The sequence below is a fragment of the Arcobacter sp. CECT 8989 genome (assembly GCF_004116715.1).
Lineage (GTDB): Bacteria > Campylobacterota > Campylobacteria > Campylobacterales > Arcobacteraceae > Halarcobacter.
In genome coordinates this window covers 248,633-273,663 of the sequence record NZ_PDKE01000002.1, presented here as the reverse complement: position 1 = coordinate 273,663, position 25,031 = coordinate 248,633, and the positions used below count along the sequence as shown (strand labels likewise).

The window sequence follows — 25,031 nt, the reverse complement described above, 5'->3', positions numbered from 1 at the left end:
ACACCATTTGTGTGTAAAGGTCTTAATCTACTGAAAGTACCATATTCACCTGCTAGGTTATTTAAACCTGGGAATGCAAGTTGAAACGCTAGTATAACACCAATAGTCATACCTATGATACCAAACAGAATTGTTGCAAATGTAAAGGCTTTTGCAATTGAGTAATCATACTCGATTTGTGCACCGTTTTGCATCAATCTCCTCCTACTAATTTTTTATACAAGTCACTATTTTGTCACTTATCATCAAATATTAGCCAAAGGGCTATAAAATTAAGCTTAATATTTTAGTTTTTTTTTTAAGTTTTGTTTAATTTTTAAAAATAATCAGCACCATAATGATACTGATTATAAGTGTAGATTTAGAAGCTATTTTTTAATGCTTGTAAGGCTTCTTTTTTTAGAGTCTTTTGTTTTAGGTCTTCTCTTTTATCATGTAGCTTTTTACCACGGGCAACTGCTACTTGGATTTTCACCATATTTTTAGAATTAAAATAGAGTCTAGTAGGTACTAATGTTACACCATCTTTAGTAACTTTTGCATGAAGTTTATCAATCTCACGTCTGTGTAAAAGTAACTTTCTACTTCTTCTTTCATCTGGTCTAAAAGTCGTATGTGCAGTACTTAGATGAGTAATATGCATATTTAAAACATATACTTCATTTTTAATAATTCTAATATGAGAATCTTTTAGGTTAACTCTACTATCTCGTATAGACTTAACTTCACTTCCTTCCAATGCAATACCAGCTTCTAATGTCTCTAATATTTCATAATCATGATATGCTTTTTTATTTTTAAATGTTAAGTTTTTTTCTTTAATTTTTGCCATTATTCACCTTAAAAAATGAGCTTCCACTTCCACTAAAAAACCAACCTTTTTTCTCAAAATCTTCTAGTTCATTATAGATTGATTTAGCAGGCTTATATAAATCATTTGCTGCGCTTATGCTACTATCTTCTAGTATTTGTGTCGATTTCTGACTAAAAAGCTTAAGTACATTCTCTTTTTTCTCTTCATTATAAAAGTTAGCTCTAAACTCCCTAAAAATCATTGCTGTATCACATTCTACTTTAGGAGTCACTACATTTATATCTAAGATTTCTTCATCAAATTTTTCTATTTTTTCACCAATTCCTGAGACATTTGCACTATCATATTCATATACAAAAAATGGAACATCAGCTCCTATTTGAACTGCAAGAGCACACAAATCATCTTTTGAAAGCCCAAGTTTACACTCTTCATTTACCATAATCATAAAGGTAGCTGCATTTGAACTTCCACCACCAAGACCTGCAAATTCAGGGATATTTTTTTCAACTTTCACTTTTTTATTTTTAAAATACTCCTCTACTTTAGAAGATACATCTTTTAAAAGTAAATAAGCTTTATAGATAGTATTCTTTTTTAATTCACAGCCAAAGTTACCTTCCAATGTAAACTCTTCACAAGCTTCATTTTCAAAAAATACTAGGTCGTATAAAGAGTGTACTCTTACAAATCTAGAAGCTAGTTCATGATAGTTATCTCTTTTTCCAACTATCTTTAAAAAGATATTTACTTTTGCATATGACTTTCTTGTAACTGTCAAAGGTTCACCTTATTTAGAAGATATTTCACTTCATTATCAATAATTTGGATTATACTAAAAAACTCTTCAAACTTAACTATATAAGTGCCTTCTTCTTTATTTTCTAAAAACTCTAAAGATATCTTTTTACCGTTTTCAAAAAAGCTTTTTTCACCCGTATAAATATTATGTTCTATATCAAGATAATCTAAAGGATTTAAATTTTTTTCATTTTCATAAAAAAACATACCTTCATTTAATCTATTTAAATAAGATAGTGTTCCTTTGGCATCTAAGCTTTCAAGTAAGATTTGAGCTAAACTCCTAATATACGAACCTTCACTAACTGTAGATTCAAAAGTTATAAAGGGATGATTATAAGAGATAAATTTTGTATCAAAAATCTGCATTGATGATTTTTTCATCTTTACATCTTTTCCTTCTCTTGCTAAATCATAAGCTCTTTTACCATCTATTTTTTTAGCAGAAAATTTAGGAGGATAATATTCATGTGTTCCAACTAGATTTTTAATCTCTCTTTTTATATCATTTATATCTAATCTTTTTTCATCATTTATACTAATTACATTTTCTATATCTAAAGACTCAGATGTAGTTCCAAGCCAAATCACAGCTCTATAAGTTTTAGGAGTTTTTTTAAGATAGTTAAAAAGCTTTGAATATTGACCAAAAGCTACAATCAAACATCCACAAGCAAAAGGGTCAAGGGTTCCACTAAAACCTGCTTTTTTATTTCTGTATTTTCTTTTTATCTCATTTAAATATGAGTTTGATGTTCTAAACATAGGTTTGTTTACAACAACTAACTTATTTAATGGTTCTTTATCGTATAGTTTTTTTTGCATTATTTATATTAAATCTTTTCTACAAATGAAGATAAAATATCTCTTCTTGTACCACCAAAATTAATTGTAAGTTTATAATCTTTTCCAGCTTTATTTGCTTTTTGAACTCTTCCCATTCCAAAAATCTTGTGTTGTACTAAATCACCTTTTTTATATGAAGAAGTTTTCTCAATAGTTAAACTTCCTTTAATAAGTCCAGACTCACTTAGAAATCTACTTTTTAATAAAGAGGCTCTTTTCCCTTTATAAAATCTAGAATGAACAAAAGACATTGTTAAGGTATCCATTGCTCTTGTAATAGCAACATATCCTAGTCTTCTTTCCTCTTCAATATCACTTCCATCTCCAATAATAGGGAAGAAACCTTCTTCCATACCAATGATAAATAAATGCTTATACTCTAAACCTTTAGAAGAGTGAATACTCATCATAGAAACAGACTGCTCTGTTAGTTCACTTTGTTCTGACTCTAAAGCAATTTCATTTAGAAAGTCGTCTAAGTTCTGATGTGGATTTTGGATAAAATAGTCTCTAATATATCCATAAAACTCATCTATATTTGCTTGTCTATCAAAACCATCTGGAACATTGTCATATGAGGCTCTATAATCAAAAGTATCTTCAAAGGCATCTAAAAATTTCATTTTAGACTCTTCCAAAGTATCTCTTAAATCCATAATTGAAGCCATAAATACTTTTAAAGTTCTTGAGTTCTTTTTACCTACAACAGCTGCAAGTTCATCTGGCTCAAAATCTTCAATAATATTAAAAATAGGTCTTTTAAGCTCTACTGATTTCGCATCAAGCTTATCAATAGTTGTTTTACCTATTCCTCTTTTTGGTTTATTTACAATTCTTTTAAAAGAGAAGTTATCAGTAGTATTTGTTAGAACTCTAAAATAAGCAATTAAATCTTTAATTTCAGCTCTTTCGTAGAACTTCATTCCACCAATAAGTCTATAACTAAGTCCTGCTTTATTAAAACCTTCTTCTAAAGACCTTGAAAGTGCATTTACTCTAAATAAAATAGCAATGTCTCTAGCGCTCTCTCCACTTGCAACAAGTTTTTTGATGTCATCAGTGATTTTTCTTGTCTCTTCATTTTCATCAGAAGATTCATATACTTTTACGCTATCACCCTCTTTTCTTGTTCCAATTAACTTTTTACCAAGTCTATCTCTATTGTGTTCTATAAGTTGGTTTGCATGATTTAAGATTGTGTTTGTTGATCTATAGTTGTCTTCAAGTTTTACAATCTTTGTACCTTCAAAATGCTCATGGAAGTTAAGGATATTTTTAATAGTTGCACCTCTCCATCCATAAATTGATTGGTCATCATCACCAACGACACAAATATTATCATGGGTAGAACATAATTTTCTTAGAAGTTTATATTGAAGTTCATTTGTATCTTGATACTCATCTACCATCACATATTGATACTTCTGGCTAATCTCTTTAGCTAATTCTTCATTTTGTTTTAAAATCTTGTAAGGAAGCAATAATAAATCATCAAAATCTACAAGGTTGTTTTTTAATAAATAAGCTTCATATTTTTCATATACATCTGCTATTTGTTGATAGATTTTTAGTTGTGCCGCAACTTTTGCTTCAGTTGGAGTTATTAAAGTATTTTTATATTTTGAAATTTCACTTACAAGTAAAGAAGTTGTTATCTCTTTGTCTATTGATTTTAGTATTCTTTTTTTATCATCTGTATCTATAATTATAAAATTGTTTTTTCTTCCCAATTCACTCATATGAAACTTCAAGAAAAGAAGTCCAAATTTATGAAAAGTACAAAGTAAAGGTGGAGTATTTACGATTGAAGTATCAATCATAGAGTAAGCTCTTTCTCTCATCTCAGTTGCAGCTTTATTTGTAAATGTTAGAGTTAAAATTGAACTTGGGTCAATCCCAATTGAAATAAGGTAAGCAAGTCTTGTTGTAATTGTTTTTGTTTTACCAGAACCAGCACCTGCAAGGATTAATAAAGAACCGTCAATATGCTGAGCAGCTTCCCTTTGAGACTCATTTAACGATGATAAAGAATTTTCTAACATTTTTACTCCATTTACCTAAAAAAAATAGTATGTTTTTAAATATTGATTATTAATTTAATAAGGTAATATATTAGATTATAGCATAATTTGTTTAAATTAATTGCACTTCTTAATATTTTTATTTATAAACAAATGTTATTATAATCATTAAATTTTTTAAAGGCAACAAGAATGTTAACGGATTTTGCGAAACTCGAAACTTTTTTAACAGTTGTTAGAGAAAAGTCTTTTTCAAAGGCATCTGCCAAGTTAGGTATTTCTCAACCAGCAGTTACTCAACAAATGAAGTTCATTGAAGACTATCTTGATGTGCAAGTAGTTGATAGAAAAAAGAACGGTATTAGACTTACAAAAGAGGGTCAAATGCTTTATTCTATTGCACAAAAAATCGAGAGATGTGTAAACAATGGAGAAAAAGAGTTATTAAAGATTATGAATAAAGATGTAACTTTTTTATTCGGTGCTTCATTTATTATTGGAAACTATATTCTTCCAAGATTTTTAAATAACCTGAAAGAAAATATTAACAATGATGTTTCTATCAATGTTTCTGTTTCTCATAAAGCAATTGAAGACTTATTAGATAAAAAAATTGATATGGCATTAGTTGAAAACTATATTCCAGATGATGATATTATTTATAGAGAGTGGATGGATGATGAGATTGTAATTTTCTCAAACCAAAAACTTCCTGCAAAAGCAAAAGCTAGTGATTTATTATCATACAAATGGGTATGTAGAAACCCTGATTCTCATACTAGATTAATTTTTAAAGAGTCGTTAGAAAAAGCAAACTATCCAGACTGTGATACATTTGATGTAACAAGTGAAGTTACAAGTGCTACAACTATTGTACAAACTGTTTTACACTCAGATAAAAATGAAACTCCAACTGTTTCTATTGTATCTAGAAATGCAATTGAATCTCTACTTAAAGCAGGTGCTTTATATGAGTCAAGAATTGGAAATCACAAAATGTCTAGAAAGTTATACATTGCTTATAGAAAAGATAGAAAACATGATGCATTTATAGAAAATGTTGTTGACTATTTACTTAAAATAAAAGGATAAATACTAAGATTTATATCTTAGGTATTTTCCCCTTTCCTAATACTTCAATCCTTCTTTGATTAAAGCTTTTCTTATTTTACTTATTTGTTGATGTTTATTTTTACACCACATTGGAGCTAATAAAGTACTATCGTCTATTCCAGCAGTTACTCTTTGAATAGAGATATTCTCAGGCATTCTTTTTATTGATTCAACTACTGTTTCAATATATAAATCTTCAGAGATAGGAGTAAAGTCACCTCTTTTAAAATCTTTTGTTAAAAGAGTGTTTTTAACCACATATAAAGGGTGAAATTTAATAGAATCCACATCTAAAGCAATAGTCTCATCTAAAGTTTTTAGCATCATCTCTTTATCTTCATCTGGTAAACCATAAATTAAATGACCACAAACATTTAAACCTTTTTCTTTGGTTCTTTTAATCCAATATCTCATATTTGAAGCATCATCACCACGGTTTATTTTCTCTAAAGTTTCATTATAAAAAGATTGAATACCATACTCAACCCAAATCTCTTTGTCAGCACTCAACTCTTTTAAAAAATCAAGGATTTCATCAGTCATACAATCTGTTCTTGTACCAATTGAAAGACCTATTACATTATCAAAAGATAAAGCCTTTGTATAAAGAGCTTTTAATGTCTCGATTGGAGCATAAGTATTAGTAAAAGATTGGAAGTAAACAATATACTTTTTAACACCAAACTTATTTTTTAGCCTATCTCTAGTCGCATTAAATTGTAATTCAAGCTGTTTTAGTTGATTTTCTAAAAAAGGGTTTTCTTTTACATTAGGATTTAGTTTGAACTTTGGTTTTCTCTCAGTAAGATTAGGAGAAAAAGAGTCATTTTCACAAAAGGTGCAACCACCCTTTGCTACTGTACCATCAATATTTGGACAAGTAAAACCACCTATAGAGATAGGTACTTTATAAACCTTATGTCCAAACTTTTTCTTGAAGTATCTTCCAATAGTTAATACTTCTTTGTTTTGATATTTAATTTTATTTTTTTTATTTTGTAACGAAATAGTCACCATCAAAGCTTTCTAGGGCATAATTAGTACCTTCACCAATTGACTGTGTTAAATCCTCAATTGATAAATACTCTAATGTATCTGCCTCAATAAATTTACAAATTTCCTCTTTTGTCATTCTATGAGAGATTAGCTCCTCTTGGTTTGGAGTATCTATCCCATAATAACAAGGGAATTTAATCTCAGGAGATGCCACTCTAAAGTGAACTTCTTTTGCTCCCGCTTCTTTTAACATCTTAACAATTCTTTTAGAAGTAGTCCCTCTAACAATAGAATCATCAATTACCAATAAAGATTTACCTTCAATTAAAGATCTCATTGGAGAAAGTTTCATTTTAACTTTCATATTTCTCATTTCTTGAGTTGGCTCAATAAATGTTCTTCCCACATAGTGGTTTCTAATAATTCCATACTCAAATGGAACTTTACTTTGTGCAGCATAACCAAGAGCTGCTGGAACACCTGAATCAGGAACAGGAACAACCATATCTACTTTGATTGAATTACCTTCATCATTTTTAGCTAAAGCTTTACCCATGTTCTCTCTAGTTCTATATACATTTTTACCATCTATTACAGAATCAGGTCTTGCAAAGTATACATATTCAAAAGCACAAGGTCTAAACTCTGGCTCAAATAATTGAATTGATTCCGGCTCATCATAACCATCTGCAAAAATTAACATTTCACCTGGTTTTACATCTCTAATAAATTCAGCATCAACTAAATCAAAGGCACAAGTCTCACTGGCAACAATATATCCACCAGTTTTTATTTTTCCTAAAGATAATGGTCTAATACCATATCTATCTCTAATAACAAACTGTTTAGATCTAGATTGGATAATAAAACAGTATGCACCTATTGTTTTATTAAGTCCCTCTTTAATTCTATCTCTTAATCTCTCATGACTACTTTTTGCAATCAGATGGATTAAGTTTTCTGTATCCATTTCTGTTTGAAAAATTGCACCTTCTTCTATTAGTTCTTGTCTAACCTCATTTTTATTAATAAGATTTCCATTGTGAACAATAGACATTTCACCTAATTTATACTTTGCAGAAACTGGTTGAGCATCAAAAATAGAGTCTCCACCTGCTGTAGAGTATCTATTATGACCAATTGCCATATTACCTTTAAGATAATTTAATGCTTCATCAGTAAATACTTCAGAAACTAATCCACTATCTTTTTTAGTATAAATTTTTCCATCACAAGATGATGAGATTCCTGTTGCTTCTTGCCCTCTATGTTGCATAGAGAATAGAGCTAAAGAAGCAAGTCTAGCGGCGTTTTCATTACCATAGATTCCAACTATTGCACACATTTATTTAACCTTTAAAAAAAAATGAAAAGTGAACTTGAGTGCTGAAATTTCTTTTCACTTTTAATATTTATTTATTTTTTATTTTATAGACCTAAACAGTCATTAATTGAATAAAGCCCTGGCTCTTGTTCAACAAGCCATTTTGCAGCTTTAATTGCACCTTTTGAAAAAGTATTTCTAGCAGTTGCAGTGTGGTGTAATTCAATAAATTCACCATCATTATATAGTCCAACAGTATGTCTTCCTACAATGTCACCACCTCTTAAACTCATAACACCAATTTCATCTTTTGTTCTTGCACCAATTTCACCATCTCTACCAGATACTCTAACTGCATCTAAGTCTAAATCTCTAGCTTTTGCAGCATGCTCTGCTAGTGTTAAAGCAGTTCCCGATGGAGAATCAACTTTATATCTGTGATGTTGTTCAACAATTTCGCAATCAAAATCTTTTAATGCTTTACTTGCAAGTGAAACAAGTTTATTTAAAACTGCAACACCTAAACTCATATTTGTAGCATAAAGTACTGGTACTTTTTTACTAGCTTCAATTAATAGGTTTTGTTGATGTTTATTAAAACCAGTTGTTGCAATAACTAATGGTTTAGTACCACCGTTTTCAACGATTTCTTCAAGTAGGCTTTGAGTTGCAACAGGTGCACTAAAGTCAATAATAACATCACTTGAATCTAATAATACTTTCATTTCATTTGTAATTACTGTATCTTCTGGCACAGTTTTTGTTAACTTATCAAATACATGACAAGCTGAAAGTTTTGCTTCGTTGTCAACTTGTAAATCATCGATTAAAAGAGAACCAACTCTTCCTGTACTTCCTACAATACCTACATTTATCATAAGATTTTCCTTTTGTTATATATAATAATATTAATTAGTAACTGTAATTATACAAGCTACTTTTTTAAAAAGTTTAATGAAGGTGGTATAGTACATAAAAAGTACTAAGTGTAAGGTTAATTAAAAAGAAGAAAGAGTAATTCTTTCTTCTTTTAGTCAAGTATGGATTTTATCCTAAGTATTCAATAATATCTACAGCTGCTGTAGCACCATCTGCTGCGGCACATACAACTTGTTTTGCTGCTTCAATTCTAACATCACCAGCTGCATATAATCCTGGTACATTAGTTCTCATTTTAAGGTCAACAATAACTTCTGTTTGTTCATTTACATCACAAAGGTATGAACCATCATCTTGTTTTAAAGCATCACTTAATACATTTCTTCCAACAAATACAAATACACCAGGTACATCTAGTTGTCTAGTTTCACCACTCTCTTTTGATTTAACAATAAGTCCAGTTACTCCCATGTTATCACCGATTACTTCTTCTACAGTAACATTTGTAACTTCTTCAATATTTTCAGCTTTTTTCATATGCTCAATTGTACTTGGAGCAGCTCTATATGAATCTCTTCTATGTACTAAATAAACTTTTGAACAAATTTTAGAAAGGTAATAAGCTTCTTCTAAAGCAGTATCTCCACCACCAATAACAGCTACTTCTTTGTTTTTATAAAAGAAACCATCACAAGTTGCACAAGTTGAAATTCCTCTACCAAAGAATTCATCTTCACCTTTGAAACCACCTTTTTTAGGAACAGAACCTGTTGCTAAAAGTACTGATCTTGCTTCTTGTTTAGAACCATCACCTAACTCTACTTCAAAGTTATCTCCAGCTTTTCTTACTTTCATAACTTGTTGCATTTCATGTTTTAGTCCAAATTTCATAGCTTGATCTGGCCAAGTTTGCATTAATTCCATACCAGTTACAACTTTTTCTTGTCCTGGATAGTTTTCAATTTCACTACTTCCAGTAATTTGTCCACCTGGCATACCCATTTCAAACATTGTTACGTTATTAAGTCCACCTCTAGTTGCATATAAACCAGCAGTTAAACCAGCTGGTCCTCCACCAATAATTGCTAAATCTAACATTCATGATCCTTTTAAATATTTGTTATTTTATACTAAGTTAATTATCATTTATATCTATTTTGAAAATAAATGATACAAAATTATAAGTAAGAGTTTAATAAATCTTAAATGATAATTTTTATCCTTTAGTAAAATTTATCGTATTTAACTATAATCTTTCTAAACAACTGCTTTAATGAATAACTATTCAAAAAAATTTAACTATTTCTAAGGTATTATACATGCTTTCAAATTTAAGGGGTATAAAATGGAATTTTTAGACAATATTATATCAACTGCCTCAGATTTTGTATGGGGTGTACCTATGCTAGTTTTATTAGTTGGTACAGGTTTATTTTTAACAATCAGATTAAAAGGTATGCAGTTTTGGGCTTTAGGTCATGCAGTTAAACTTATTTTTACTAAAGAGAAAAATGCAGATGGTGATATTTCACACTTTCAAGCTTTAATGACAGCCCTAGCTGCAACTGTAGGAATTGGAAATATAGTTGGGGTTGCTACAGCAATTACTTTTGGTGGTCCAGGTGCAGTTTTTTGGATGTGGGTAACTGGTCTTGTAGGTATGGCAACAAAATACTCAGAAGCAATCTTAGCTGTAAAATATAGAGAAAAAGGTGAGAATGGATACAAAGGTGGACCAATGTACTACCTATCAAAGGGATTAAATATGCCAAAACTGGCTTTCCTTTTTGCTCTTTTTACTGTTTTAGCTTCATTTGGTATTGGAAATATGACTCAATCAAATGCAATCTCAAATGCACTTTTTGCACAGTTTGAAACACCATCTTGGGTTACAGGAATTGTTCTTTTAACTATCACTTCTTTTGTTGTAATTGGAGGAATTAAATCTATTGGTAAAACAACATCAATATTAATTCCTTTTATGATTGTAATTTATTTAGGAACTTCTTTAGCAATTATCCTTACAAACTTTGATAAAGTTGGTGATGCTTTTGGAATGATTTTCTATTATGCATTTAATCCAATTGCAGCTGGTGGTGGTTTTGCAGGTGCAGCAGTTGCAGCAGCTATTAGATATGGTATAGCAAGGGGAGTTTTCTCAAATGAATCAGGTCTTGGTTCTGCTCCAATTGCAGCAGCAGCAGCAAAAACAAATGACCCAGCAAAACAAGCACTTGTATCAATGACTCAAACATTTATAGATACTTTAGTAGTTTGTACAATGACTGCTCTTATTATTCTTATGGCACCTATTTGGCAAACAGGTGGAAGTGCAGGAGAACTTACATTAAGAAGTTTTGAATACTTCTTAGGTGATTTTGGAGCAATTGTTATTGTTCTTGCAACTGTTTTATTTGGTTATTCAACAATTCTTGGTTGGTCTTATTATGGAGAAAGAGCATTTGAGTATATCTTTGGTGATAAATCAATAAAACTTTATAGAATAGTTTTTGTAAGTTTTATTGTTGTTGGAGCAATGATAGAGCTAAAACTTGTATGGAATTTCTCAGACTTAGCTAATGGTCTTATGGCTATTCCAAACTTAATTGCCCTACTTCTATTATCTAAAATTGTTTCAGAAGAAACAAACAGATACTTTAAAGAAAGAGCATAAAAAAAGGGAAGAGGCTAAAGCCTTTTCCCTTTTATTTTTTTAATAATATTTTTTATACTAAAGAATTGATTTTTTCTGCTAATGCTTGCTTAGAAGTAGCACCAACCATTTGATCAACAACTTCTCCATCTTTCATAAAGATAATTGTTGGAATAGATCTAATTCCATACTTTACAGCTAAATCTTGTTGTTCGTCAGTATTTACTTTACAAATATTTGCTTTACCTTCAAACTCTTCAGCTAATTCTTCGATTACTGGAGCAATCATTCTACAAGGTCCACACCATGGAGCCCAAAAATCTACTAATGAAACACCTGAGTTAACAGTTGACTCAAAATTCTCTGGAGTTAAATCTATATACTTACCCATTTTTAATTCCTTTTTTAGTCTTAAAATTACTAAATTATACAGTCAAAAACTTTAAATAAACTTGGCTAAATAAACTTTACGTTAGAATAAAAGCTAAATTTATTATGGATGAATTATATGGATATTAGAAAAGAGTATTTAGAGTTTTTTAAAAGCAAAGGACATGAAGTTGTTTCTTCAATGCCTTTAGTACCTGATGATCCCACATTAATGTTTACCAATGCAGGAATGGTACAGTTTAAAGACATTTTTACAGGAGCAGTTCCAAAGCCAACTAACCCAACAGCAACATCTTGTCAGCTTTGTGTAAGAGCTGGGGGAAAACATAATGACTTAGAAAATGTTGGATATACAGCAAGACACCATACACTATTTGAGATGTTAGGGAACTTCTCATTTGGTGATTACTTCAAAGAAGATGCTATTGCTTATGCTTGGGAATTTGTAACAAAAAACCTTGCAATGCCAGTTGATAAGTTATGGGTAACTATTCACGATAGTGATGATGAAGCTTTTGAAATCTGGCAAAAACATATTGATGCATCAAGAATCAAAAGATTTGGTGATAAAGATAACTTCTGGTCAATGGGAGATACAGGACCTTGTGGACCATGTTCTGAAATTTTCTATGACCAAGGGTCTGAGCACTTCAATACAGAAGAAGACTACTTAGGTGGAGAAGGTGATAGATTCCTAGAAATCTGGAACTTAGTATTTATGCAATATGAGCAAACTAAAAATGCAGATGGAACTATTACAAGAAGTGAACTACCTAAACCATCTATTGATACAGGAATGGGACTTGAAAGAGTTATTGCAATCAAAGAAGGTGTTTATAACAACTTTGATTCTTCAAACTTCCAACCAATCATTAAAAAGTTAGAAAGCTTAGCAGAAAAGAAAATTGATGAATCAACAATTGGTTCATATAGAGTTATTGCTGACCACTTAAGAGCAAACTCATTTATGCTTTCACAAGGAATTCTTTTTGGAAATGAAGGAAGACCTTATGTTAATAGAAGAATTATGAGAAGAGCTGTAAGACATGGTTATTTATTAGGATTTAGAAAACCATTTATGGCAAAACTATATGACACTTTAACTGATATTTTAGGTTCTCATTACACAGAATTAGTTGAGCAAAAAGATTATGTAAAAGAGCAATTAACTTTAGAAGAAGAGAGATTCTTTAAAACTATTGAATCTGGTATGACTCTGTTTAATGAAGAATTAGCAAATACTAAAGAGAAGTTTTCTGGTGATATTGCATTTAAACTATATGATGAAAAAGGTTTCCCTTTAGATTTAACACAAGATATGTTAAGAGATAAAAACCTTGATGTTGATGTTGAGAAATTTGATGAACTAATGGCAGCTCAAAAAGCTAAAGCTAAAGCTTCTTGGAAAGGAAGTGGAGATGCTGCAACTGATGGAGACTTTAAATCACTTATTGAAAAATATGGTGAAAATGAGTTTGTAGGATATACAAGTATTACAACAAGAAGTAAAATTCTTGCTATCTTAGATGAAAACTTTAAAGAAGTTAGCTCTTTAGATAAAGGTTCAATTGGTTGGGTTATGCTTGACAAAACTCCATTCTATGCAACATCTGGTGGTCAAACTGGTGATATTGGAGCATTAGAAGATGAAGAGCATGTTGCTATTATTGAAGCAACTGAAAAATTCCATGGAATTAATCTTTCTAAAGTAAAAGTTGAACACTCAAATATTTCAGCAGGTGAAGAAGTTAATGCTATTGTTGCAAATAGAGGTGAAGTTGCAAAACATCACTCAGCAACACACCTTTTACAAAGTGCTTTAAAAATGGTACTAGGTGATACTGTATCACAAGCTGGTTCTTTAAATGATGCTTCAAGATTAAGATTTGACTTTACATATCCAAAAGCTATGACAACTGAACAAATTGATGAAGTTGAAGATTTAGTAAACTCTATGATAGCTAGAGGACTAAAAGGTGAAGTTGAAGAGTTACCTATTGAAGAAGCTAAGAAAAAAGGTGCTATTGCTATGTTTGGTGAAAAATATGGTGATACTGTAAGAGTAGTTAGCTTTGGAGATGTTTCAGTTGAGTTCTGTGGAGGAACACACGTAAGAAATGCTTTAGATATTGGATCTTTCTATATTACTAAAGAGTCTGGTGTTAGTGCAGGTGTTAGAAGAATTGAAGCTGTTTGTGGATTAGCCGCAATTAACTATACTAAAGCAATTATCAATGAGATGACTCAAGTTAAAGCTGAAGTTAAAAACAACGATGCAATTGCTGGAATTAAAAAATTAAAAGACCAAGTTAAAGATCTTAAAAAAGAGCTTGAAGATGCACAAAACTCAATTCAAACTCCTATTTCTGAGGAGACTATTGATGATACAAAAGTTGTAGTTGATATTGTTGAAAATGGTGATATCAAAAAACTAGTTGATGATTATAAAAATGGAAATGAAAAAGTTGCTATCTTACTTATTCAACCAAAGGGTGAAAAAGTAATGCTAGTTGCTGGAAGCAAAAACACTAATGTAAAAGCAGGTGACTGGATTAAAGCAGTTGCACCAATTGTAGGTGGTGGAGGTGGTGGAAGACCAGACTTCGCACAAGCAGGTGGAAAAGATGTTTCTAAAGTAAATGAAGCAAAAGAAGCTGCACTAAACTTTGTAAAGGAAAACTTATAATATGGAATCATTGTTTAACAATTTTTCTTCACTTATAGTTTTTTTACACGTTCTTTCTGCCGTAGTATGGCTAGGAGGAATGATTGTAATGAGATTTGCAGTTCACTACTCAATGCAAAAAGTAGATGAACCTAAAATCAAATTAGGAAGAACTTTAGAGAGTCTAAAAAGATTTTTCTCTATGGTTATTCCTTCAATCATAATTTTACTAGCAACTGCTATTATTATGATTATTGCTTTAGGATTTAAAGGCACAGAGCTTTATTCAACTGTAATAGCAAAAGAAGCTATATGGATTATAATGACTGTAGTTTTTACTATTATTTATGTAAGAAGAAATCAAGCACAAAAAGCTTTTGATAAAGGTGAATTTCCACTTGCAAAACAAAAGCTAGAACCAATTGCTAGTTTTCTAATACCTTTAAATATAGTTTTAGGACTTATCGCTATTTATTTAGGTGTAACACTTAGAGGATTCTAAAATGAAAACAATAAAGCTATTACTTACTTCAATAGTTTTTATTTTTTTATTTACAGGCTGTTTTTCAAACAGCTCTGTAACACTAAACCCAAAACCAAATCCAAATTTAGAATTTAGAGATTATGAAGCCAATCAAAAACTTTATAATCAACTACTTGCACACTATAAACAATGGAAAGGTGTAAGATATAAATATGGAGGAACAACAAAAAGAGGAGTTGATTGCTCTGCTTTTGTTCAAAATACCTATAGAAATGCTTTTAAAATAAGAATTCCACGTACTACAAAACTTCAATCTCAAGTTGGACAAGAAATAGGAATGGCTGATTTACAAATTGGCGATTTAATCTTCTTTAAAACAGGCTATAAAACAAGACATGTAGGTATTTATATTGGTGGTGGAGAGTTTATGCATGCTTCAACAAAAGTTGGAGTTACTATCTCAAGTTTAGATAATCCATATTATATAAAACAGATATGGAAAATCCAAAGAATTTTTAACTAAAACTTTCTTAAAATCCTCCATAAATAGCTAACATAACTGGAATATAAATAACTGAAACTATTGTTGATAAAAGTACCGTAAATGATGCTTTTTCTGGCTTTGCTTTTAGTAATACTGCTAGTGTAACAGTATTTCCTGCAAGTGGTACAATTGAGAATAAAAACATTACTTTATAAATCTCTTCATTTAAAAAGTTAATAAATGTTTTATCCAGAAAAATTATTGCTAATACAACTGCTGGCCAGAAAATAAATTTAAAGAAGTAAGAAATTCTAATATACTTTTTATCGAAATCTTCATGTAAATTAAAGCCTTTCATTCCCATACCAAGCATCATCATTCCTAAAATTCCATATGCCCATTTTAGATTTTCAAAATAAGGAACAATAACTTCTGGAGTTCTAAAACCATCAAGGTTAAATGAAAGCCCCGCTATAAAAGCATAAAGAAGTGGTAGTTTTAAAACTTTTATAATAGATTGCCGTGCTGTAAAACTTCCTTTAGCTGTAACATAAAAACCAGTTGTATTTTCATATAAAAGTGAAGCTAAGGTACCAAAAATAAAGATATTAGCAACACTTGGTTCTAATAAAATCATAGCTAAAGGAATACCAAAATACCCAGTATTTCCTGTACCACAAGTAAATGCTAATGTATTTACACTTGCATCATTCCATTCATTTTTATACTTTTTCAAAATATAAAAAGCAATAACACTTCCAAAAATAAAAATAAATAAAGGTAAAAATACTAACTGCATATTAATTTCAATAGATAATACAGCAAAAAATATAACAACTGGTCCTAAAATATAAACCAATAAAAAAGCAATTTGTTCTCTTTTGATTCTAAAATATTTAGCTAATATATATCCGATTCCAATGTTTAAATATAAAGGTGCGATTTTTCCTAAGATTATAAAAAATATATTCATTCAAGTCCTAAGTAGTTTGATAAAGCAAAAAGCATTATAACACAAATGAAATACATCTTAATAGCATAAGGTAGATTTGTTCTAAAAATCTCTTTTGCCTCTAATTCATACCTTGCTTGCATTGTAAGATTTAATCCACTAAAAGGTGATGTTGATACTGCAATTGCCCATGACATCAAAAAAGAGACAGCAAGTAGAGTATGGTTTAGTTGGTCAACCCAATTTCCTAAAACTGCAATTGAAATTATAGGATGAATTCCAACAAAAGATAAAAGAATAAATATAAGTAAAATAAGAGATGCATAAAAGCCATTTAATTGCTCAAAGGGCAAAGATAAATTCATACCTAATAAAACAGAACTAATACTAACTCCAAACATCCCTGCTATTAAAAAAAGTGCTATCTCATTTTTCATTTTAGGAAGCTCACAACTTATATGAGCTTTTAATTTTTCACTACTTTTTTTAAGTCCAAACTTTAAAGGTAAAATCAAGATAGCTAAAAGCAGTGAAAAAATAGATATCAGTAAAATAACTTTTAACTCAGGGAAAAAATGATGAGTTACTAATACTAAAAATGCTAAAGAAAAAGGTAAATACAGAGTTTCAAACTCCATTGGATAACCTCTAAACTCATCTAATAAAGGTTCATTTTTAATCTCAAAAAAAGTTACTAAAAAAGTTAAAAAAGCTAAGACCAGTCCCAAACTTAAAATAATAGATGAAGAAAGATTTGGAGCATAAGTAATAGCTGCTGCAAAGGCTACAAAAAATGGAGACCAATAAGCATCTGAAGAAAAAGCTCTTGTTAATGTAATAATTTGAAGCTTTGTTAATTTTGCTTTTTTATATAGTTTATCTGCAACAATAATCAAAGAAGAAAGGTTTATAACTGAACCAAAAAGATGAACCCCTAAATAGGTTTTAAAAAAGCTTTTTTTACCCTTTGGTAAAAACTTTATAGCCTTTACTTTAGGAGTAGCAATAAGTCGTAAGAAACCAACTCCAATTAAAAGTGTTAAAAGGTATTGGTTTACACTAATTGCTTTTATAAAATCTATATTAAAACTGTTATAAAAAGAGTAGGCAAAGGCGACTACACTTAGTCCTAATAGTTTATATAAAAGTGATTTTCCATTTACACTTTTAAATAGACTAATTAATGCTAGCCAAGCTATAAAACCTGCTATAAATACTAATTTCTCATCAAAAAAATATGCAATTATTGTAAGAAGAAAAGAAAGAAATATTAAGTATCCAGAGCTTTTTGTTATCACTATTTTTCACTTCTTTTTTTATTGTATAAAACTTCTAAAATAGTTGATACACTTCTTGTGTATGGAGCATCTAAACCTTGTTTTTCACAGTTTCTAATAACAACTCCACAAATCTCATCTAACTCTAAATCTCTATTGTGTTCTGTATCAACCCACATTGAGGGTTTAATTGATTCAAAGTTTGTCATTAGCTCAAACATTTTGTCTGCATCTTTTTGAGTTAGATTAATTCCAATTGCATTTGAAGCAAGAGCAGCTTCACTCATAAGCCCATGAATAATCTTTGATACTTTTTCATCTCTAATTAAAAGACCTGAATACTCTTGAAGCAAGGCACAAATTGCATTTACTCCATTGTTTATGATAAGTTTATTCCAAAGTTCTAATTTAATATCTTCACAAAGTATAGTTTGAGTTGGTGTTTTATCTAATTGCACTTTTAGCTTTTCTAAAAACTCTTGATTTTGATTATTTGAAAATACAGCACCAAGTAAAGTTTGAACTTCCCCTGTTGAATCAATATGACCTAATGATATTGTGTGAGCTGCAATAAGCCTTGTAAGACCTCCTATAACATACTCTTTAGGATAATACTTAGCCATTATATCTTCATTTTCTACACCATTTTGTAATGAAATATAATAAGGTATCTTTTTAGCTTCACTAATCCAAGAAGCTAAAGACTTTGAAATAGTTTCAGTACTCATTGATTTTGTAGTAATAAAAATAGCATCTATATTTTCTGGTTTTTCTTTTATTAGTTCATCAATACTAAGAGTCTCTATTTTATCTTCAATAACATAGTTAGGATGAGTTAGTTTGATTTTATTATTTTTTAAATATTCTAAGTTCTCACCTCTTGCTACAAATCTAACATTACAACCAATATTATGTAGAATCATTCCATAAAAAGCTCCTATTCCACCTGCACCTATAACAACAATATTCATTACTTTTCCCCAATATTACATTTTATTTTAAAACAAGTATTATATACTAATTGAGTATAATTCAAATAAAAACATATTAAAAAAGGAATACTGTTTTGATTAGACTTGGTTCAAACTCACCAACAAGAGCACTTATTTTAAAAAACTTCAAAATTGATTTTATCCAAAATGGTGGAGATTTTGATGAAGATACAATACTAACTACAAATCCTAAGTCATTTTGCTATGAAGCCACAAAGGGTAAGTTTAATGAACTATATAAGAAGTATGGAGTAGAAGATATGCCTTTACTTGTATCTGACTCAGTTGTAACTTCAAATGGTGAGCTACTTAGAAAAGCAAAAGATGAAGCAGATGCAAAAAGAATGTTAGAACTTCAAAGTGGAAGTGAAACATCTGTTATAACATGTATGATATACAAATCAAAATACAAAGAGTGTATTGATATCTCTATTACAACATATGAGTTTGAAAAGTTTGATGAAAAACATATGCAAGAGTATATCAGCTCTGGTGAGTGTTTTGGAAAAGCAGGAGCTATCATGGTTGAAGGCTTTTGCAAACCATATATCAAAAGTGTAAAAGGATATGAAAGTACAGCTATGGGATTATGTGCTGAGAAACTATTACAATTTATGGATTAAACTAGATTAAAAAGGATTTATCATGCCACATTTACAATTTGAAATAAATCAAAAAGTATCAAATGATATTAAGAAGAGTTTTGTAGAAGAAATTAGAACTTGTTTTAGTGAAGTTATGGATACAGGAACAGAGCACATAGCTATATCTATAAGAGAGTATGAAAAGTATAATTTAACTATTGGACGTGCAAATCAAGGTGATAATATATGTTTGATGAACTTTGATATAAGAGAAGGTAGAACCATAGAACAAAGAAGAGAATTAGCTCTTAGGTTTATGGATATTGTAAATAGAAGTTTTAATGTGGAAAATGAAAATCAATATATAACTTTTACAGAACACAAAGGAGAAGATTTTCATCTAATCGAAAAGTATCTAGGTTCTTGGGAAAGAGGAGAAGATCCTCTTGTTTAGAAAAGAAAAACTATTTAATCTTTTCTACTAGTTGGTGAGGGTGAAGACCTAAGCCTTCTTCAACTAGTTTTGTATCTCCATGTTGGATAAACTCATCTTCATACTCAAACGAAGTGATATTTACACAAAGTTTTTCTTTATTTGTAAACTCTAAAATTGCACTTCCTACTCCACCTTGTTTTTGTGAGTCAGAGAATACATACCAGTCATCATATTTACTTGATAATTCTTTTAATAAAGTTTCATCTAAAGGTTTTACAAATCTTAAGTCTAAAACAGCAATATCTTCTTCATGTAGTTTTTCAGTTTGACAGGCTCTTGAAACCCCTGCTCCATAACCAATAAATAGTTTTTTAGAAGTTCCTTCTTTAAGTAATTCAGCCTTTCCTAGTTCAAACTTACTTGAAGGGAAATTAACTTCACCAAAAGCTCCCCTTGGATATCTAATAGCACAAGGAGATGTGGCTTCATAGGCAAACTCTAAAGAGTTGTTTAATGTCTCATTGTCCCTTGGAGCACAAAGAATCATATTTGGAATAAATCTTAAATATGAGATATCAAATGCACCTTGATGAGTCTCTCCATCATTTCCAACAATTCCAGCTCTATCTATTGCAAATACAACAGGAAGATTCATTAATGATACATCATGTATGATTTGGTCAAACCCTCTTTGTAAAAATGTTGAATAAATAGTGATAAAAGGTTTAAATCCTTCTTTTGCCATAGCTGCCATAGAAGTTACTGCATGTTGTTCTGCAATTGCAACATCCCAAAATCTATCAGGAAATTTTTCAATAAGTTTATCTATTCCTGTTCCACTTGGCATTGCAGCTGTTACACCTACTACATTTTCATTTTTAGAAGCTAAATCAACTAAAGCATCAGCAAAAACTGCAGTTGCAGATTTCGCAGAAGACTTTTTAGTAAACTCTCCATCTTCTACATTAAAAGGACCTACTCCATGCCAATGTTCATGTTGACCTTCTGCTATTTTATAACCTTTTCCTTTTACTGTTCTTGCATGAACAATAACAGGTTTTTTCATATCTCTTGCTATTTCTAAAGTATCAATTATCTCTTCAAGATTATGACCATCAATAGGTCCTATATAATCAACTCCCATTTCTTCAAATAAAATTCCAGGAGTAATTAACTTCATTGCTTCTTCCATTCTTTTAGCAATATAAGTTGTACCTTCTGGCATATTCTTTTTTATAAAAGAGTCTACTTTTGTTTTAAAGTTTTGATAATATTTACCAGCAAGAATTTTTGAAAGATATTTTGAGATAGCCCCAATTGGTTTTGCTATTGACATTTCATTATCATTTAAAACAATTACTACAGGAAGCTTTAAATCACCTAGTTCATTTAAGGCTTCATAAACCATTCCTGCTGTCATAGAACCATCCCCAATCATAACAACTGGTGTTCTATCTTCATTTTTTAACTTTATAGATTTTGCTGCACCTACTGCAAGTGAAATAGAAGTAGAACTATGTCCTGCTACAAAATAGTCAGCATCATTCTCTTTAGGTTTTGTAAAACCACTTAGACCATTATATTGCCTAATAGTTTCAAACTCTTCCCATCTTCCATTTAAAAGTTTATGAGCATAACACTGATGTGATACATCATAAATAAAAGGGTCTTTCTTTACATCAAAAACCTTATGCATAGCTACAGTTAACTCTACTGCACCTAAAGTTGATGAAAAGTGTCCACCCTTTCTTGATACAACATCGATGATTCGCTCTCTAATATCAGAACATACTTGTTCTAATTGTTCTAAACTTTTATCTTCTAATTCCATAATATTTTATAAGTTCTCTACTTTTTTTAAATCTTCTAATACTTCATCAAGTACTTTAAATACTTTTGTATTTTGTTCTTTGCTACCTATTGTAATTCTTATAGCATTTAAACCGTATCCTGTCAAGTCTCTAATAATGATACCTCTTTCAAGAAGCTTTTGTGCAACTTCAGAAGATAAATAATCACTATCAAATTTGATTGTAATAAAGTTTGTGTAACTATCAATATAGTCAAAACCTTTTTCTTTTACATACTCTTCATATCTTTTCATCTCTTCAAAGTTTAAAGCAATACATTCATTAACAAAGGCTTCATCTTTTAAAGCTTCAATTGCTGCAGCAAGAGATAAAGTAGTAATATTAAATGGAGGTCTTAATTTATACATTGTTTTGATGATATTTGTTTGACCGATTCCATATCCTACTCTCATACCACCTAAAGCATAAGCTTTAGAGAAAGTTCCAAGATATACTACATTTGGAAACTTTTCTATTAGTTCAGAAGGATTAATAGTTTTATTCTTATCTTTGAAAGAAGCATACTCTTGATAAGCTCCGTCTACTATTACTAAAGTATCTTTATCTACTTTTGAAAGAAAAGAGTAAACCTCTTGTGTATCAATACACTCACCTAATGGATTATTAGGTAAACATAAGAAGATAATATCAGCACCTTCTTTTTTGTATAGTTCTTCAAATTGTGCTAAATTGTGTTCATCATCTTCAGTTCTAATGATTTGCGCACCAATTTGTCTTCCATAGATTTCATACATTGCAAATGTAGTTTTAGACATTAACATTTTAGAGTTTTCACTACACTTTGCTTTGATTAAGAAGTCAATAACTTGATCACTTCCTGCACCAATGATAATATTTTCACTTTGTACTTTAAACTTATTTGCTAATGCTTCTTTTAGTTCATACATAGAATCATCTGGATACATAAACATATTTTTTGATAAAGAGGCAATTTTTTCAACTACCTTTGGTGATGTTCCATATGGGTTTTCATTAGAAGCAAGTTTGATAATATCTTTTGTGTCAACTCCATAATCTCTTACAACTAACTCAATAGGTTTTCCAGCTTCATAAATTTTACAATTATCTAATAGTTTATTAAAATTCATTATATATTCCTCAAATAGTCCCTTTTTAGGGCTTTATTTTATATTTAAATATCTTTTATTTCTTTAACATAAGATCCAAGTATTTTTATTGTATCTTTATGTTTTTCTAATACATTTTTAACATTATCATCAAGCTGATGTCCATCAAAATCTATAAAGAAAATTGAATTACCCTCAACAATATGAGATTTAATTTTAGTTAAATTAATATCTGAATTATTAAAATCAGTTAAAAACTCTACAAGAGAACCTTGTCTATCAGGAAGTTCTCCAAGTATAGAAGTTTTGTCATTTCCACTTTGAGCATTTTCAAAGTTACTTATAATAAAAAATCTTGTCTTATTATTGTCTTTATCTTCAATATTTTCAAATAGAATTGGTAAGTTATGTAACTTTGCACCAACATGAGGACAAATAGCTGCACTATTTGGTTCCTTTGCAGCTAGTTTTGCTGCTTTTGTTGTTGATTCAATTGGAATTAATTCTACTTCATCAAGTCCAAAGTTTGTTAAAAATTTTCTACACTGTTCAAAGGCAATATCTTTTGAATAAATTCTTTTAATATTTTCAATCTTATCACATGTTGAAGCTAAGGTATGATGAATATCAAGTACAACTTCTGCAACAATTTTTAAATCATATTTTTTTAAACAGTTGATTGTATCAGTTACTATTCCATTTGATGAGTTTTCAATTGGAACAACACCAAATTTAGCTTTTCCAGTATCAACTTCTCTAAAAATACCTTTAATAGAAGAGATTGATACATATGAACTCATTGCACCAAATCTTCCTTCTGCAGCTTGATGTGTAAAGCTTCCCTCAGGTCCTAAATATGCTACATTTTCAGGAAGTTCAAGATTTCTTGAAATTGCAAAAATTTCTAAAAAAAGTGCTTCAATTGCAGCTCTATTTAGTTTTCCTTTGTTTAAAGATTCAAGTCTATCTATAATAGCCTTTTCTCTTTCAGGTCTGTAAATTGCTCCACCACTTTGGGCCTTTAAAAGACCAACTTGATGAACAATATCCATTCTTTCATTTACTAATTCTAAAAGTTTATTATCAATAGAATCTAACTTATCTCTAAGTTCTTGTAAACCAGCTTCACTCATTATTATGCCTTTATTTTACGTATTCCTCTTCTAAAGCAATTAAGTCTTCAAAAGTCTCTCTTTTTCTAATTAATCTATCTTGTCCATTTTCCACTGCAATTTCAGCAACTTTTCCTCTTGTATTATAGTTACTAGCCATTGTAAAACAGTATGCACCAGCAGAATAGATTGCAACTAAATCATTATGTTCTGTTTTTGGTAATTCAATATTTTTAGCAAAGAAGTCTCCACTTTCACAAACAGGACCAACTAAGTTACAATCACTAAACTCTTTATTATCATTTAGTACTTCGATTTTATGATATGCATTGTATAAAGATGGTCTAATTAAGTCATTCATAGCTCCATCAACAATTACAAATCTTTTTTCACCATTTACTTTTTCATATAATACTTTAGATACAAAAACTCCTGAGTTTCCAACTAGGAATCTTCCTGGTTCACATACTATTGTAATATCTAAACCAAATAAACACTCTAAAATAGATTGTGCATACTCATTTGTATCAATTAACTTCTCATCATCATAAACAATTCCAAGTCCACCACCAACATCAAAGAATGATAAATCAATTTTTAGTGCTTCAAGATTTCTTACTAAATCTGCAACTATTTTTACAGACTCTTTAATTGGCTCAAGTTGAGTTAACTGAGAACCAATATGTAAGTGAATTCCTGTTGGGTCGAGGTTTTCTGAATTTTTACATTGAATATACATTCTTTTTGCAGTATCAATATCAACTCCAAATTTATTTTCATGTAATCCAGTTGAAATATATGGATGCGTTTGAGGGTCAATATTTGGGTTAACTCTAATAGAAATTCTTGCAATTTTTCCTAACTCTTTTGCAATAACTTCAACTCTGTCAAGCTCTGCTGAACTTTCCACATTTATCATTAAAATACCAAGTTCTAAAGCCTCTTTGATTTCAGAATCAATTTTTCCAACACCTGAAAAAATGATTTTATAAGGTTGAACTCCTACTTTTAAAGCTCTTTTTACTTCCCCAATAGAAACACAATCTGCTCCTGCACCAAGACTTGCTAAATGTTTAATAACACTTAAATTTGAGTTTGCTTTTACTGCATATGCAAGTAAAGATTTTCTTGCTTTAAATGCAGTTTTTAATTCATTGTATTGACCTGTAATATAATCAAAATCATATACATAATAAGGTGTTTGATATTTATTTGCTAATTGTTTAAAATCTATATTCATAATCTTCCTATACTCTTTAAAAATTTAATT

Annotated in this window: 23 protein-coding genes and 1 pseudogene; 7 read left to right on the top strand and 17 right to left on the bottom strand. The window is 30.0% G+C overall.

Annotated elements, in window-relative coordinates; translation table 11 throughout:
* From CRV02_RS03505 to CRV02_RS03485, 5 genes and pseudogenes are all read right to left on the bottom strand, one after another.
* Nucleotides 1-194 (bottom strand): annotated as a pseudogene (locus CRV02_RS03505) (cytochrome C oxidase Cbb3); the annotation flags it as partial.
* Between the two features lie 167 nt (nt 195-361).
* Nucleotides 362-832 carry an SsrA-binding protein gene (gene smpB, locus CRV02_RS03500; RefSeq protein WP_129089182.1) on the bottom strand — a complete coding sequence of 157 codons (471 nt, stop codon included), beginning with the start codon at nt 830-832 and terminating at the stop codon, nt 362-364.
* Entirely contained in the window at nt 819-1,595 is a 777-nt protein-coding gene (locus CRV02_RS03495; RefSeq protein WP_129089181.1) for a 4-(cytidine 5'-diphospho)-2-C-methyl-D-erythritol kinase, read from the bottom strand. The genes smpB and CRV02_RS03495 overlap by 14 nt, the downstream gene beginning before the upstream one ends.
* On the bottom strand, nt 1,592-2,440 hold the full coding sequence (gene truB / locus CRV02_RS03490) for a tRNA pseudouridine(55) synthase TruB (protein ID WP_129089180.1): 849 nt from the start codon (nt 2,438-2,440) through the stop codon (nt 1,592-1,594). Before truB ends, CRV02_RS03495 begins: the two co-directional genes overlap by 4 nt.
* A gap of 8 nt (nt 2,441-2,448) precedes the next feature.
* The gene (locus tag CRV02_RS03485) at nt 2,449-4,503 is read right to left on the bottom strand and encodes an ATP-dependent helicase (protein WP_129089179.1); all 2,055 of its coding nucleotides are present in this window, start codon (nt 4,501-4,503) and stop codon (nt 2,449-2,451) included.
* Nucleotides 4,504-4,674: 171 nt separating this feature from the next.
* Here CRV02_RS03485 and CRV02_RS03480 point away from each other — a divergent pair, with 171 nt between their 5' ends.
* A complete protein-coding gene (locus CRV02_RS03480; protein WP_129084853.1) occupies nt 4,675-5,574 on the top strand; it encodes a LysR family transcriptional regulator in 900 nt (299 codons plus the stop codon).
* A 36-nt stretch (nt 5,575-5,610) separates the two neighbouring features.
* Here CRV02_RS03480 and CRV02_RS03475 read toward each other — a convergent pair whose 3' ends face one another.
* The 4 genes from CRV02_RS03475 to trxB form a co-directional block, all read right to left on the bottom strand.
* Nucleotides 5,611-6,612, bottom strand: coding sequence for a TIGR01212 family radical SAM protein (locus CRV02_RS03475; protein ID WP_129089178.1), 1,002 nt, complete (start codon nt 6,610-6,612; stop codon nt 5,611-5,613).
* Nucleotides 6,587-7,936: an amidophosphoribosyltransferase gene (gene purF, locus CRV02_RS03470; protein WP_129089177.1), complete on the bottom strand. Its 1,350-nt coding sequence runs from the start codon at nt 7,934-7,936 to the stop codon at nt 6,587-6,589. Before purF ends, CRV02_RS03475 begins: the two co-directional genes overlap by 26 nt.
* 83 nt (nt 7,937-8,019) lie before the next feature.
* A complete protein-coding gene (dapB, locus tag CRV02_RS03465; protein WP_129084856.1) occupies nt 8,020-8,793 on the bottom strand; it encodes a 4-hydroxy-tetrahydrodipicolinate reductase in 774 nt (257 codons plus the stop codon).
* A 169-nt stretch (nt 8,794-8,962) separates the two neighbouring features.
* Entirely contained in the window at nt 8,963-9,892 is a 930-nt protein-coding gene (trxB, locus tag CRV02_RS03460; RefSeq protein WP_129089176.1) for a thioredoxin-disulfide reductase, read from the bottom strand.
* A gap of 247 nt (nt 9,893-10,139) precedes the next feature.
* Here trxB and CRV02_RS03455 point away from each other — a divergent pair, with 247 nt between their 5' ends.
* Nucleotides 10,140-11,468: a sodium:alanine symporter family protein gene (locus CRV02_RS03455; RefSeq protein ID WP_129089175.1), complete on the top strand. Its 1,329-nt coding sequence runs from the start codon at nt 10,140-10,142 to the stop codon at nt 11,466-11,468.
* A 52-nt stretch (nt 11,469-11,520) separates the two neighbouring features.
* Here CRV02_RS03455 and trxA read toward each other — a convergent pair whose 3' ends face one another.
* A complete protein-coding gene (trxA, locus tag CRV02_RS03450) occupies nt 11,521-11,838 on the bottom strand; it encodes a thioredoxin (protein ID WP_129089174.1) in 318 nt (105 codons plus the stop codon).
* A gap of 117 nt (nt 11,839-11,955) precedes the next feature.
* On the opposite strand from trxA, the gene alaS reads away from it, so the two are divergent.
* From alaS to CRV02_RS03435, 3 genes are read left to right on the top strand one after another with little or no spacing between them, the layout of a single operon-like run.
* Nucleotides 11,956-14,523 carry an alanine--tRNA ligase gene (gene alaS, locus CRV02_RS03445; RefSeq protein ID WP_129089173.1) on the top strand — a complete coding sequence of 856 codons (2,568 nt, stop codon included), beginning with the start codon at nt 11,956-11,958 and terminating at the stop codon, nt 14,521-14,523.
* A 1-nt stretch (nt 14,524) separates the two neighbouring features.
* Nucleotides 14,525-15,004 (top strand): hypothetical protein, encoded by a 480-nt coding sequence (locus tag CRV02_RS03440; protein ID WP_129089172.1) that lies wholly within the window; start codon nt 14,525-14,527, stop codon nt 15,002-15,004.
* A 1-nt stretch (nt 15,005) separates the two neighbouring features.
* Nucleotides 15,006-15,509 carry an NlpC/P60 family protein gene (locus CRV02_RS03435; RefSeq protein ID WP_129089171.1) on the top strand — a complete coding sequence of 168 codons (504 nt, stop codon included), beginning with the start codon at nt 15,006-15,008 and terminating at the stop codon, nt 15,507-15,509.
* 7 nt (nt 15,510-15,516) lie between these two features.
* Here the strand turns inward: CRV02_RS03435 and CRV02_RS03430 are convergent, their stop codons facing one another.
* From CRV02_RS03430 to CRV02_RS03420, 3 genes are read right to left on the bottom strand one after another with little or no spacing between them, the layout of a single operon-like run.
* Complete coding sequence (locus CRV02_RS03430) at nt 15,517-16,443, bottom strand: AEC family transporter (protein ID WP_129089170.1); 927 nt, start codon at nt 16,441-16,443, stop codon at nt 15,517-15,519.
* Nucleotides 16,440-17,720, bottom strand: coding sequence for a tellurium resistance protein TerC (locus tag CRV02_RS03425; RefSeq protein ID WP_258239218.1), 1,281 nt, complete (start codon nt 17,718-17,720; stop codon nt 16,440-16,442). The genes CRV02_RS03430 and CRV02_RS03425 overlap by 4 nt, the downstream gene beginning before the upstream one ends.
* Nucleotides 17,720-18,670, bottom strand: a complete 951-nt coding sequence (locus tag CRV02_RS03420; RefSeq protein WP_129089168.1) for a ketopantoate reductase family protein — start codon at nt 18,668-18,670, stop codon at nt 17,720-17,722. Before CRV02_RS03420 ends, CRV02_RS03425 begins: the two co-directional genes overlap by 1 nt.
* Before the next feature lie 95 nt (nt 18,671-18,765).
* Between CRV02_RS03420 and maf the strand changes: the two genes are divergently transcribed.
* Nucleotides 18,766-19,314, top strand: a complete 549-nt coding sequence (gene maf, locus CRV02_RS03415) for a septum formation inhibitor Maf (RefSeq protein WP_129089167.1) — start codon at nt 18,766-18,768, stop codon at nt 19,312-19,314.
* Nucleotides 19,315-19,336: 22 nt separating this feature from the next.
* A complete protein-coding gene (locus CRV02_RS03410) occupies nt 19,337-19,729 on the top strand; it encodes a tautomerase (RefSeq protein ID WP_129089166.1) in 393 nt (130 codons plus the stop codon).
* 10 nt (nt 19,730-19,739) lie between these two features.
* On the opposite strand, the gene dxs is transcribed toward CRV02_RS03410, so the two are convergent.
* From dxs to lysA, 4 genes are read right to left on the bottom strand one after another with little or no spacing between them, the layout of a single operon-like run.
* A complete protein-coding gene (gene dxs / locus CRV02_RS03405; RefSeq protein WP_129089165.1) occupies nt 19,740-21,542 on the bottom strand; it encodes a 1-deoxy-D-xylulose-5-phosphate synthase in 1,803 nt (600 codons plus the stop codon).
* A 6-nt stretch (nt 21,543-21,548) separates the two neighbouring features.
* Nucleotides 21,549-22,670, bottom strand: coding sequence for a histidinol-phosphate transaminase (hisC, locus tag CRV02_RS03400; RefSeq protein WP_129089164.1), 1,122 nt, complete (start codon nt 22,668-22,670; stop codon nt 21,549-21,551).
* A gap of 44 nt (nt 22,671-22,714) precedes the next feature.
* A complete protein-coding gene (gene pheA / locus CRV02_RS03395) occupies nt 22,715-23,782 on the bottom strand; it encodes a chorismate mutase (RefSeq protein WP_258239217.1) in 1,068 nt (355 codons plus the stop codon).
* Nucleotides 23,783-23,792: 10 nt separating this feature from the next.
* Nucleotides 23,793-25,001 (bottom strand): diaminopimelate decarboxylase, encoded by a 1,209-nt coding sequence (lysA, locus tag CRV02_RS03390; RefSeq protein ID WP_129089162.1) that lies wholly within the window; start codon nt 24,999-25,001, stop codon nt 23,793-23,795.
* Nucleotides 25,002-25,031: the final 30 nt, after the last annotated feature.

Bases quoted from the DNA above. Each gene is read 5' to 3' on its own strand.
- smpB (WP_129089182.1), bottom strand. From the start codon at position 832: ATGGCAAAAATTAAAGAAAAAAACTTAACATTTAAAAATAAAAAAGCA.
- truB (WP_129089180.1), bottom strand. From the start codon at position 2,440: ATGCAAAAAAAACTATACGATAAAGAACCATTAAATAAGTTAGTTGTT.
- CRV02_RS03485 (WP_129089179.1), bottom strand. From the start codon at position 4,503: ATGTTAGAAAATTCTTTATCATCGTTAAATGAGTCTCAAAGGGAAGCT.
- CRV02_RS03480 (WP_129084853.1), top strand. From the start codon at position 4,675: ATGTTAACGGATTTTGCGAAACTCGAAACTTTTTTAACAGTTGTTAGA.
- CRV02_RS03475 (WP_129089178.1), bottom strand. From the start codon at position 6,612: ATGGTGACTATTTCGTTACAAAATAAAAAAAATAAAATTAAATATCAA.
- purF (WP_129089177.1), bottom strand. From the start codon at position 7,936: ATGTGTGCAATAGTTGGAATCTATGGTAATGAAAACGCCGCTAGACTT.
- dapB (WP_129084856.1), bottom strand. From the start codon at position 8,793: ATGATAAATGTAGGTATTGTAGGAAGTACAGGAAGAGTTGGTTCTCTT.
- trxB (WP_129089176.1), bottom strand. From the start codon at position 9,892: ATGTTAGATTTAGCAATTATTGGTGGAGGACCAGCTGGTTTAACTGCT.
- CRV02_RS03455 (WP_129089175.1), top strand. From the start codon at position 10,140: ATGGAATTTTTAGACAATATTATATCAACTGCCTCAGATTTTGTATGG.
- trxA (WP_129089174.1), bottom strand. From the start codon at position 11,838: ATGGGTAAGTATATAGATTTAACTCCAGAGAATTTTGAGTCAACTGTT.
- alaS (WP_129089173.1), top strand. From the start codon at position 11,956: ATGGATATTAGAAAAGAGTATTTAGAGTTTTTTAAAAGCAAAGGACAT.
- CRV02_RS03440 (WP_129089172.1), top strand. From the start codon at position 14,525: ATGGAATCATTGTTTAACAATTTTTCTTCACTTATAGTTTTTTTACAC.
- CRV02_RS03435 (WP_129089171.1), top strand. From the start codon at position 15,006: ATGAAAACAATAAAGCTATTACTTACTTCAATAGTTTTTATTTTTTTA.
- CRV02_RS03430 (WP_129089170.1), bottom strand. From the start codon at position 16,443: ATGAATATATTTTTTATAATCTTAGGAAAAATCGCACCTTTATATTTA.
- CRV02_RS03420 (WP_129089168.1), bottom strand. From the start codon at position 18,670: ATGAATATTGTTGTTATAGGTGCAGGTGGAATAGGAGCTTTTTATGGA.
- CRV02_RS03410 (WP_129089166.1), top strand. From the start codon at position 19,337: ATGCCACATTTACAATTTGAAATAAATCAAAAAGTATCAAATGATATT.
- dxs (WP_129089165.1), bottom strand. From the start codon at position 21,542: ATGGAATTAGAAGATAAAAGTTTAGAACAATTAGAACAAGTATGTTCT.
- hisC (WP_129089164.1), bottom strand. From the start codon at position 22,670: ATGAATTTTAATAAACTATTAGATAATTGTAAAATTTATGAAGCTGGA.
- pheA (WP_258239217.1), bottom strand. From the start codon at position 23,782: ATGAGTGAAGCTGGTTTACAAGAACTTAGAGATAAGTTAGATTCTATT.
- lysA (WP_129089162.1), bottom strand. From the start codon at position 25,001: ATGAATATAGATTTTAAACAATTAGCAAATAAATATCAAACACCTTAT.